We start from the raw sequence: 10,203 nt of genomic DNA on the forward strand, positions 1-10,203 counted from the left end.
GAGATGGTACCTTTTTCCTGCATAGCTATTTTTGTTTTAGTGAATTACATTATTGATACAATGCCCTTATCAAGGCTTGTTCCAATTCGCTTAAAATGTCATTTTGGCAGACCTACTCGTCAACGGGCGACAGTCCACTGTCCACTGCGCCTTTTATCAATCCTCCAACCATTTTTTCTTTACTTTCCGGAAAGCGGAAACAGAAAAATAATTAGGAATAGGCAACTTCCTACTTCGTAACCTCCCAACTTCCCAACATCCCAACTTCCCCCTTCCCAACTTCCCCTCATTTCCCTATCTTTGCCGCATGCTCAAAGAAATTGCTGTTCTGATCCAAAAAGAAATCACCCTCGAATGGAGGCAGAAATATGCGCTTAACGGGATTCTTTTATACGTCGTATCTGCGGTTTTTATTACCTACCTCAGCGTAGGAGCAAAGCAGGGCAATATCGGAGTTCCGACCTGGAATGCGCTGTATTGGATCATTATCCTGTTTTCGGCAGTCAATGCCGTGGCCAAAAGCTTTGTGCAGGAACATCAGGGCCGACAACTATATTATTATATGATTGCTTCTCCCGAAGCCATCATCATTTCCAAAATCATCTACAATACACTCCTCACGCTTGTTTTGGCATTGTTGGGATATCTGGTTTTCAGCGTGATTTTGGGCAATCCCGTTCAGGATCAGGGAATGTTTTTGTTGAACCTCATATTGGGAGCGGTTGGTTTTTCGGCCTGTCTGACGATGGTATCAGGGATAGCGTCCAAGGCGAGCAACAATGCGACATTGATGGCGATATTGAGTTTTCCGGTCATCATCCCTATTTTGCTGATGGCTATCCGGGTGTCAAAGAATGCCATTGATGGGTTGGATTGGTCAGTGAGCTTGGATAAGATTGTAACGCTTATGGCGATCAATGTTATCGTGGCTGTGACGGCGTATATCCTGTTTCCTTATCTTTGGAGGAGTTAGGAACTGTCCCGCGAAGGCGCAAAAGCGCTAAGGAAAAGGAAAGAAAGAAATTATCAATAAGATTCCCACAAAGTCATAAAGACGCAAAGAAAAAAATAAGTCAGAAGGTTATAGGCCATCAGACTTTGGTAAAGTAACTTTTTCCCGCGAAGCCGCAAAATCGCAAAGGGATTTTAATTCTGAATGATAGTTTAATATCAGTTTCTTTAATTTTAATTATTTCTTTGCGCCTTAGCGACTTTGTGGGAGTTCTTCTCTATTTCTTTGTGGCCAAGTGTCTTTTTTGGATTATTGACCGGTGATTTCTTTGCGTCTTAGCGTCTTTGCGGGAAACCTAACTTTAGAAGCCAACATATCTCACAAAAAGCACAGGAATGAGGAACTTATGCCTTATTTTTGCGCTTGAAAAATCAAACCCATTATAATGAGAGCATATTGGTGGAAAATACTGACTGTGGTCTTATTGGCCTTTACCCTTACAGCAGGACTTCTTCTTGACGTACCGAGATTGCCCATCCTCAATGAAACGATTCGGGCACTTTATTTCCATGTCACCATGTGGTTTGGGATGATATTGATGTTGATGGTGGCAGTAGTTTACAGCATCAAATTTCTTCGAAGCAATGACCTCAGGCATGATGACATGGCGCTTGAGTTCACCAATGCGGCGATCCTGTTTGGGGTATTGGGAATTGTCACTGGCATGCTTTGGGCCAAATTCACTTGGGGCGATTATTGGAGCGGAGATCCCAAGCAAAACGCTTCTGCCATCGGGCTGTTGATGTACTTTGCCTACCTCATCTTGAGAAATTCCCTTACCGATGTCCATCAAAGAGCCCGAATCGGTGCCGTTTATAACATTTTTGCTTTTGCCGCCTTTATACCTTTGATATTTGTATTACCTAGGTTGACAGACAGCCTTCATCCGGGCAACGGCGGCAATCCCGGATTCAATGCCTATGACCTCGACAGCAAACTGCGAATGGTATTCTATCCTGCGATTATTGCCTGGACACTGATGGGAACATGGATCAGTACGGTCAGGGTCAGACTGAGAAGAATCGAAAGGAAATTAGAAGATAAATTGATCAATCAGGTATCATGAAAAAGTGGTTATTAATAGTATTCATGGCTTTCAGTCTGAATGTTTTTGGACAGGAAAAAATTGAGATTTCTGAAAACGATTACCAAAATAACAGCGTTGAAATGGCGGATGTGATGCGTTCCGAGGGAAAAATCTACGTTTTGGTAGGAATCATCGGGATCGTTTTTGCAGGATTATTGGTTTATGTGATCAATACGGACAGGAAAGTAAGCCGTCTGGAAAAACTATTGAAAGAAGAGTAAAATAATACTGTCAAGGATAGCAAAGTTGTAAAATTTCGCTTTAGAAGCAGTTTAAATATTTAATCAAACAAAAATGAAAAAGGGACATATTATAGGATTGGGAATCATAGCTGTCGCGATTGTCATCATCATGTCTATGATCGGAGATGCGAGTACTTACGAAAGCTTTTCCAATGCCAAAGCCATGAAAAACAATGGTGAGGACAAAGCCATCCACGTAGTGGGACAACTCAAAAAAGGGCAAACCGGAAATGTGGAGGGGATTGAAATCAATGAGGACAAAACTTCCTTTTACTTTCTGATGGTGGATAATGAAGGCACTGAACAAAAGGTCTTTTACAATGAACCTGTTCCCCCGGATTTTTCAAGGGCTGAACAAGTGGTGGTCATCGGTGCTTATAAAGACCAGGACCTGTTTGTAGCAGACAAAATCCTGATGAAGTGCCCTTCGAAATATCAGGAGACAGAGCTCAAAACAGCAGGAATGTAAATTAATTTTCCCTTTGATTCCATTTAACATGATCAATACCTTTATAGGTAATTTAGGCCACTTCGCATTGATTCTTGCTTTTGTCAGTGCCTTGGTTACTGCCTACTCTTATTATCAATACACGATTGCACAGGATTTGGACAAAGCCAATTGGCGGCAGTTCAGCAGGGTTACTTTTTACATACATTCCCTTGCAAGTGTCACGGTGGCATTTTCACTTTTTGAGATTATCTATAACCACCGCTTCGAATATTTCTACGCTTATTCCCATTCCTCCAAAGCACTTCCGGTGCATTATATGATCTCCAGTTTTTGGGAAGGTCAGGAAGGTGCATTTATCCTTTGGATTTTTTGGAATGTGGTTTTAGGATTGATTTTGATCCATACCAACAAATTCTGGGAAGGCCCTGTGATGATTGTTTTTGCTTTGGTGCAGGCATTTCTGGTTTCGATGATTTTGGGTGTGGTGATCGGAGATTTGAAGATTGGGAGTTCGCCATTTATTCTATTGCGGGATGCTGTTTCCGCACCGATTTTCCAGATCAATCCGGATTTTATACCTGAAGATGGCACAGGCTTAAATCCTTTGCTGCAGAATATTTGGATGGTGATTCACCCTCCGACTTTGTTTCTTGGTTATGCTTCTACCTTGGTACCATTTGCCTTCTTGATGGGGGGATTGGCTACCAAAAGATATTCTGAGTGGGTCCGTCCTGCATTGCCTTGGGCACAGTTTTCTGCCATGATCCTTGGTATGGGTATCATCATGGGAGCTTATTGGGCTTATGTGACTTTGAATTTTGGTGGCTATTGGAATTGGGATCCTGTCGAAAATGCAGTGTATGTCCCTTGGCTGATCATGGTCGCGGCAATACATACGATGATCACTTTCAAGAAAAGCAGTACTGCTTTGAAGTCTTCAATTGTCTTGGTCATTGCCTCTTTCATTTTGGTGCTGTATGCCACTTTCTTGGTGAGATCGGGCGTGTTGGGAGATTCTTCGGTTCACTCTTTTACTGACTTGGGATTGTCTGGTCAGCTTTTGATTTACATGTTGTTCTTTCTGGTGATAGCTGTCTTTTTGGCTGCCAAAACCTGGAAACATATCCCCACTTCAGAAAAAGAAGCCTCTGTTTATTCCCGTGAATTCTGGATTTTTATAGGAGCCACTACATTGGCATTGATGGCTTTTCAGGTGATTTTACCTACTTCCATTCCTGTTTGGAATGCATTGGTGGAGAGTTTTGGAGGGATTTCAAATATGGCTCCTCCAGCGGATCAGATTGGATTTTATACCAAATTCCAACTTTGGTTTGCAGTCGTGGTTGCTTTGCTGACCGCAGTGGGACAGTTTTTCTGGTGGAATAAAATGGATCCGAAAGCCCTGAGAGAGGCCTTGGTGATGCCATATATCATATCGGTAATCATATCGGCGCTGATCATTGTGTTTGGTAAAGTATATGATATACCATATATCATCGTGGTTTTGGCTTCGGTATTTACTATCGTTGCCAATTCGTCCATTTTGATCAAACTGGTAAGGAAATCGACTTTCAAATTAGCAGGAGGTTCTTTGGCCCATATAGGACTTGGAATGGTCCTCATCGGAATCATGTTTTCTTCCGGTTATTCTGAGATCATATCATACAATTTGTCAGGCCTGACCTATAGCAATTCTTGGGAAGAGGAAATGAACAAAGAGCACGTCCTGCTTTGGATCAATAAGCCAACTCAAATCAAAGATTATACGGCTGTCTATCGTGGTAGGCAGAAAAAAGTGGTGGGAGTACCTGGATTTGTCAATGTCAAGCAATTGAAATCAACCGGTGGGATCAATGAAGCCATTGCTTTGGAAGATATCGTAGCAAGGGGTAGAACCTATTTTTCCAAAGGAGACAAGGTCAATATCGTTTTGGAAGAAAATGATTATTTCCAAATTGACTATTATAAAGATTCTGTTTATCAGTTTTCATTGAATCCTATGTCGCAATTCAATACTTCGATGGGTTTGATTTCCTCGCCTGACTCAAAAAGGTTCGTAAACAGGGATCTATACACTTATGTTTCTGCTATCAATGATTATGAAGACCCGGAGTGGAGGGATGATGAATTTTACGAAGTAGCACCCGGCGAGACGTTTTACATTTCTGATTTCGTAACCACCTTTGAAGGAGGAGAGGTACTCAGCCAAGTGGAGGGTTTGGATTTGAGGGAAGGTGATGTTGCGGTAAAAGCCAAGTTGGTGGTCATGGATTATGATGTGGAGAAAAGGTTGGAGCCGATTTTCATCATCCGTGACAATCAGGTCGGAAAGATTGCTGCCATTGACAATGAACTTGGTGTCAAGGTTGAATTGGAGAATATCAAGCCTGAGACAAATACGTTTTCTTTCAAAGTCAACAGGTATCAAAAAGACTATGTGGTTTTGAAGGCGATATTGATGCCGCAAATCAATATCCTATGGGCAGGTACCATCCTGATGCTGATAGGTTTTAGTGTAGCGATTTACAGAAGGTATGATGAGTTTAAAAAAATGAGGGACAAAGGTTTGGAAGCTTAATTGCAATTCCCAGTCCAATATTCATTGAAAAGCCCTAAGGAAATGCTCTTTAGGGCTTTTTTCCTTTTTAGTTTCCCCACAAAAAGGTATATATTTCAATTATGAAATTTAAGATTGCAATATTAGGAACAGGCAATGTTGCTTGGCATCTGGCACCGGCAATTGAAGAGGCAGGCCATACTGTGACTGAAATTTTCGGAAGGGATATATCAGATGCATTAAAACTCACGGGCAGGTTGTATACTGCTGAAGCAAAAAACGACCTTGATTTTTCAGATTCGGAGGCAGAGATATTTATCCTGGCAGTAAGCGATCAAGCCATTTCAGAACTTGCCGATGAAATTATTTTGCCGGAGGAAAGTATCCTTGTGCATACCTCAGGTGCTGTTCCATTGGATATTTTGGGTTACAGTTCGGCAGCTTACACGGGTATTTTTTATCCTTTGCAGACTTTTAGCAAAGAAAGGAAAATTGACTTTGGAGATGTTCCTTTTCTCTTGGAATCTGAGGATCAATCAACACTTCAAAAACTCAAAAAACTTGCGAAGTCACTTTCTCCCCTTCAATATCTTGTCAAATCCAAAGACAGGATGGCTTTGCATGTGGCTGCGGTTTTTGCCAGTAATTTCTCCAATCACATGTTGAGACTTTCTGAGGAAATTATGGGAAGGCAGGGATTGGATTTCGAAATGCTCAAACCGCTGATTATCGAAACTATCAGCAAAAGTCTGGAATTGGGAGCAAAGAGGGCACAAACAGGACCTGCAAGAAGGTCAGATTTAAATACCTTGGATGCCCATTATCAATTTTTGAACTACAACGAACAAGTCGCTGAAATATACAAGCTCATTTCTCAGGATATTATTGATTTGTATTAAAAAATACCCCCTTTAGGGTATTTTTTAAAGGTTGCAGATCCTGTATATTTGATACGGGTGATTAAGCAACTTTTTGAGCTTTACTGTTTTTATAAATGATTTTAGTTTAGGATTTTTTAGTATATCGGGTGGCTGCCTCTCAAGGGGCAGCCACACATTTTTAATGGCTCCAGGTCCCGAATTTTCCTTGTTGATAATCTCTGTAAGCTTCCATGATTTCCTCCTGTGTATTCATGACAAATGGACCCTGCGCCACCATGGGTTCGTTGAATGGCTTTGCATGGCCCAAAATCAGGATGCTGTCTTCAGTAGCCTCGACTACTAAATCTCCTCCATCGGCACTGAATTCTATAAGATTTCGAAAGGGGATTTTCTCGCCCAAGACTTTCACCTCACCGCGAACAATATAGAAAAAAATGTTTTCTTCAGCAGGGATGTTTTTGGTGAATTTCCCTCCCTTCACCATGGTAATGGTACTCAAGAAGATGGGGCTGAGGGTTTCAAAAGATCCTTTATTACCATCCCATTCCCCGGCAATCATCTGAATGTTTACATTTCCATTTTCTAAGTCAAAATGGTTGATTTCATCTTTTTGAAGTCCGAGGTACCTAGGTTCTGTCATTTTCAACTTGGCAGGGAGGTTCAGCCAAAGCTGCAGAATTTCCAAATCTCCCCCTTCTTTTTTGAATGCAGAGGAAGATACTTCCGAGTGGATCAAACCTCTCCCCGCAGTCATCCATTGGATACCGCCTGATTTGATTACAGATTCATGTCCACCTGAATCCTGATGCATGATGTCCCCTTCCAAGATGAAAGTAACTGTTTCCATTCCTCGATGTGGGTGTGGACCAAAGGGAAGTCCCCGGTTGTTTTTGGGATAAGTCTGGAAACCATGATGGTTCAAAAATATGAATGGATCAATCTGCCTGAGCTTTGGAGAAGGTAGGGGATTATAGGTAATGAGGTCTGCTATGGGATGATAGCTTGCAGGATGGATTTCTTTGATGATCATGGCTTTCGATGTGTGTATATACATTAAAATTTCAAAAGTCGGAAAATTGTTCCCCCAAGGGAAAAAAAAAGCCTGAATTTCTTCAGGCTCTGTATTTTATTTCAACCAAGCAAGGGATATTTCATCAGGAGTTTTCATCCTGTCCGCCAAGCGCATATACCGATCAGAGAGATGGGCAAGGTAATCCTGTGCTTTTGAAGCAATATCGTTGAGACCTGTCAGGTTCTGAATGTCCCAAAGACTGACCAGGTGTTCGATGATCCTGGCATAATCCCAACCGGTGTACACGCCTATTTTTTGGGTAATGGCGGAGAACTGATCAAACAATGTTGGGTTGCTGCTTCCTTTACCCATCAACACGGCAGGCATGACGATCTGCTTGCGCATCATTTTCTCAAAGGCGAGAATTGCCCCATTGGGATCAATCTCAAATATCTGACTCATAAAGCTTTTATAAGCTTTCTCATGTCTCGCTTCATCTCCGGCAATGGTCTTACAGATTCTTGAAAGGACATCATCTCCGGCTTTATCGGCCAATTTCCCCGTATTCACATGGGAAATTTTGGTTGCTCTTTCCTGAAAAGAAGTATAAATCATTGCCTGGTAAGGATCCTTTTCTGACTTTGGATCAAAACCGTTGTAGATCAATCGGTGGATGGTTTGCTCCACTTTCTTCATATCAGCACGTCCGGACAGGTACAAGTACTTATTTAGCAGGTCACCGTGGCGGTTTTCCTCGGCTGTCCAGGCTTTGGACCATCTTACCCAACCGGAGTTGCTTAGCAAGCTGCCTTCTACATTGATGCCTTCTAACATGTTGAAATACGTCTGATAGCTTGGTAGCGCTTCTTCTGTAATCATATTTCCGATCAGAGAAGTAATGATAGTATCCGGAATACCGGCGGCTCTTTCCTGAAGTTTTTTGACCTCGTCAAATGCATCCGGCTGACCCATATCTGGCAAAAAATCAGATGGCTGCCAGCATTCATCAGGGTCCACCAAAACATTATCCACGGCATTTCCTACAAAGCCATCCAACTGAGAGATGACTTCCATGTTTTTTTCTAATTCGTAATTGATATTTTCTGAATTATTCATGACTAATAATTTATGGCCTTAATTACCTTCATCGCCTAGTAAAGACTCGGGATTACTAAAAAAGGATGCAATCGGAACTGTTTGGTTTAAATTCTAAGTAAAGGTAATCACATTTAATTTCATTAGGTACTAAGAAACCCAATTTCTAAAATGGGTTTCTCTTTTATTCGGATGATTATTTTGTCAGTGTCCAGGTTTTTTGGTTGAAATTTGAAGGAGCGGTTGCTACCAGTCTTTTGGCTATTTTATCAAGGTACATGGTATTGTATCTGAGCCGGGTGATGTAGTTGGGCTGGGTGGGGTCTCCGTTCCAGCAATGTTCAGCACGGTCACCATACTTAACCTCTCCGCCATAATAAGGTTCGGAAGTTTTTTCGAGGAACTCCTCAGTAAGATAAACGGCATTATTCAGGTAATAATTAACCATATCTCCACAATAGATATGAATTTTTCCCTCTAGGTCTTTCCCCAACTTTGACCAATCCCTCTCCATGATATAGCGCAAATCAAAATTTTCTTTCCAATGGTTGGCTACTTCTTTGTCGATTTCCCCGGTATACCTGTCCCAGATCGGTTTTGGATAGCCATCATCTCCCACGGGTGAATAGACGGCCTGCCAGATATCCCATTGGTCGCCCGAACGTGTTTTGGTGCCTCCGAGAGCAAGTTCTTTATGGTTCATGTCTTTGACCATAGCCGATACATGACCCAAATAATTCCTTTTTCCTACCCTTTCAGTGGTTCTGAATGGCCCATTGAGGTAATAGGCATTTTGGTCTTCGTAAATATTCACAGTGGTAAATGCCCTGAAATCAATCGGGTCAGGACAGGCGGCAAAGCATCCGTTGTATTCTGTGGGATACATCACCTGTACTGCCAAAGCTTCCCATCCGCCGGTCGAACCGCCATAGGTAAACCTTGACCAGCCTTCTCCGATTCCCCGGAATTGCTCTTCAATATGTGGAATCAATTCGTAAGTAATGGCATCTCCATAGGGTCCGATATTTTCAGAATTGACGGCATAGCTGTCGTCATAGAATGGGTTGGCATGTTGGATTTCTATGACGATGAATTTTTGAAAACCTGGAGAAATCCATTTCTGGTAAAAATCATAAGCTTCCTGCTGTTCGATTTTTTCATAGCCATAGATGTTGAAGCGGGCATTGTAGGTTTCTTCGATGTTTTCATCAGGAGGGGTAGTCCTAAATCCGCCAAAATCTGATGGGAAATGCCCATGATAGATCATCAAAGGGTAATATTCATTGGGATTTTTGTCAAAATCCCTTGGCAATAAAACGTGCGCACCCAAATAAATATCTCTTCCCCAAAAGTCAGAAAGCAGTTTACTTTTGAATTTGATATGCTTGATAAATTCGGTGTCTTCAGGTTCTTCGACAGGCGGGATGATTTGGTCAATGTTGATGGAAAAGCCTGATTCTCCATCCCAAGAGATTTTTTGGGGAGTGCTGTAGATATTTCCCGGAGTCCTTGCCCACTGCCTTCCTTCCCATTGGTCCACCGGCATTTTGATAACATGCCCATCTGAGCGGTTGAATGTTTCGTATTTGACGATAAAAGCCTGTACCCAATAATCACCTGCCGGGATTTCTTTCCAGTTTTCTACGGGATATCCAAAGACACCTAGATCAAATGAAAGCGAATTGCCGGCCTGATAATCTTCAAAGTCCATCCCCAATACCTGCGCTGAATTCACATCATCAGAAACCGCAAACCGGGGCTCTGTCTTTTCATTATGGTGAAAAAGCAAGAGCAGCCTTCCGTCCTTGATCCCATCGGCCAAACTCCCGTCAATGGAAATAGTGACAGATGGACTAGTGGGTGCAT

Annotated in this window: 9 protein-coding genes; 6 read left to right on the forward strand and 3 right to left on the reverse strand. The window is 42.1% G+C overall.

Features of this window, described 5'->3' with window-relative positions; genetic code table 11:
• The first annotated feature begins 307 nt into the window (after nt 1–307).
• From ACZFYI_RS09570 to ACZFYI_RS09595, 6 genes are all read left to right on the forward strand, one after another.
• Nucleotides 308–973, forward strand: a complete 666-nt coding sequence (locus ACZFYI_RS09570) for a heme exporter protein CcmB (protein WP_113924047.1) — start codon at nt 308–310, stop codon at nt 971–973.
• A gap of 424 nt (nt 974–1,397) precedes the next feature.
• Complete coding sequence (gene ccsA / locus ACZFYI_RS09575; RefSeq protein ID WP_462523903.1) at nt 1,398–2,078, forward strand: cytochrome c biogenesis protein CcsA; 681 nt, start codon at nt 1,398–1,400, stop codon at nt 2,076–2,078.
• A complete protein-coding gene (locus ACZFYI_RS09580) occupies nt 2,075–2,320 on the forward strand; it encodes a CcmD family protein (protein ID WP_462523904.1) in 246 nt (81 codons plus the stop codon). The genes ccsA (ACZFYI_RS09575) and ACZFYI_RS09580 overlap by 4 nt, the downstream gene beginning before the upstream one ends.
• A 73-nt stretch (nt 2,321–2,393) precedes the next feature.
• Nucleotides 2,394–2,810 (forward strand): cytochrome c maturation protein CcmE domain-containing protein, encoded by a 417-nt coding sequence (locus tag ACZFYI_RS09585; RefSeq protein WP_462523905.1) that lies wholly within the window; start codon nt 2,394–2,396, stop codon nt 2,808–2,810.
• A gap of 28 nt (nt 2,811–2,838) precedes the next feature.
• A complete protein-coding gene (gene ccsA, locus ACZFYI_RS09590) occupies nt 2,839–5,370 on the forward strand; it encodes a cytochrome c biogenesis protein CcsA (protein ID WP_462523906.1) in 2,532 nt (843 codons plus the stop codon).
• Between the two features lie 101 nt (nt 5,371–5,471).
• Entirely contained in the window at nt 5,472–6,248 is a 777-nt protein-coding gene (locus tag ACZFYI_RS09595; RefSeq protein WP_462523907.1) for a Rossmann-like and DUF2520 domain-containing protein, read from the forward strand.
• A gap of 160 nt (nt 6,249–6,408) precedes the next feature.
• Here the strand turns inward: ACZFYI_RS09595 and ACZFYI_RS09600 are convergent, their stop codons facing one another.
• The 3 genes from ACZFYI_RS09600 to ACZFYI_RS09610 all read right to left on the reverse strand — a co-directional run.
• Nucleotides 6,409–7,260 (reverse strand): pirin family protein, encoded by an 852-nt coding sequence (locus tag ACZFYI_RS09600; RefSeq protein WP_462523908.1) that lies wholly within the window; start codon nt 7,258–7,260, stop codon nt 6,409–6,411.
• A 96-nt stretch (nt 7,261–7,356) separates the two neighbouring features.
• Nucleotides 7,357–8,358, reverse strand: a complete 1,002-nt coding sequence (locus ACZFYI_RS09605) for an acyl-ACP desaturase (RefSeq protein WP_462523909.1) — start codon at nt 8,356–8,358, stop codon at nt 7,357–7,359.
• A gap of 175 nt (nt 8,359–8,533) precedes the next feature.
• Nucleotides 8,534–10,203 (reverse strand): hypothetical protein (locus ACZFYI_RS09610; protein ID WP_462523910.1); only part of this gene is annotated, 1,670 nt, incomplete at its 5' end.

The organism is Aquiflexum sp., assembly GCF_977115555.1.

Bases quoted from the DNA above. Each gene is read 5' to 3' on its own strand.
- ACZFYI_RS09605 (WP_462523909.1), bottom strand. From the start codon at position 8,358: ATGAATAATTCAGAAAATATCAATTACGAATTAGAAAAAAACATGGAA.
- ACZFYI_RS09600 (WP_462523908.1), bottom strand. From the start codon at position 7,260: ATGATCATCAAAGAAATCCATCCTGCAAGCTATCATCCCATAGCAGAC.
- ACZFYI_RS09570 (WP_113924047.1), top strand. From the start codon at position 308: ATGCTCAAAGAAATTGCTGTTCTGATCCAAAAAGAAATCACCCTCGAA.
- ACZFYI_RS09595 (WP_462523907.1), top strand. From the start codon at position 5,472: ATGAAATTTAAGATTGCAATATTAGGAACAGGCAATGTTGCTTGGCAT.
- ccsA (WP_462523906.1), top strand. From the start codon at position 2,839: ATGATCAATACCTTTATAGGTAATTTAGGCCACTTCGCATTGATTCTT.
- ACZFYI_RS09585 (WP_462523905.1), top strand. From the start codon at position 2,394: ATGAAAAAGGGACATATTATAGGATTGGGAATCATAGCTGTCGCGATT.
- ccsA (WP_462523903.1), top strand. From the start codon at position 1,398: ATGAGAGCATATTGGTGGAAAATACTGACTGTGGTCTTATTGGCCTTT.
- ACZFYI_RS09580 (WP_462523904.1), top strand. From the start codon at position 2,075: ATGAAAAAGTGGTTATTAATAGTATTCATGGCTTTCAGTCTGAATGTT.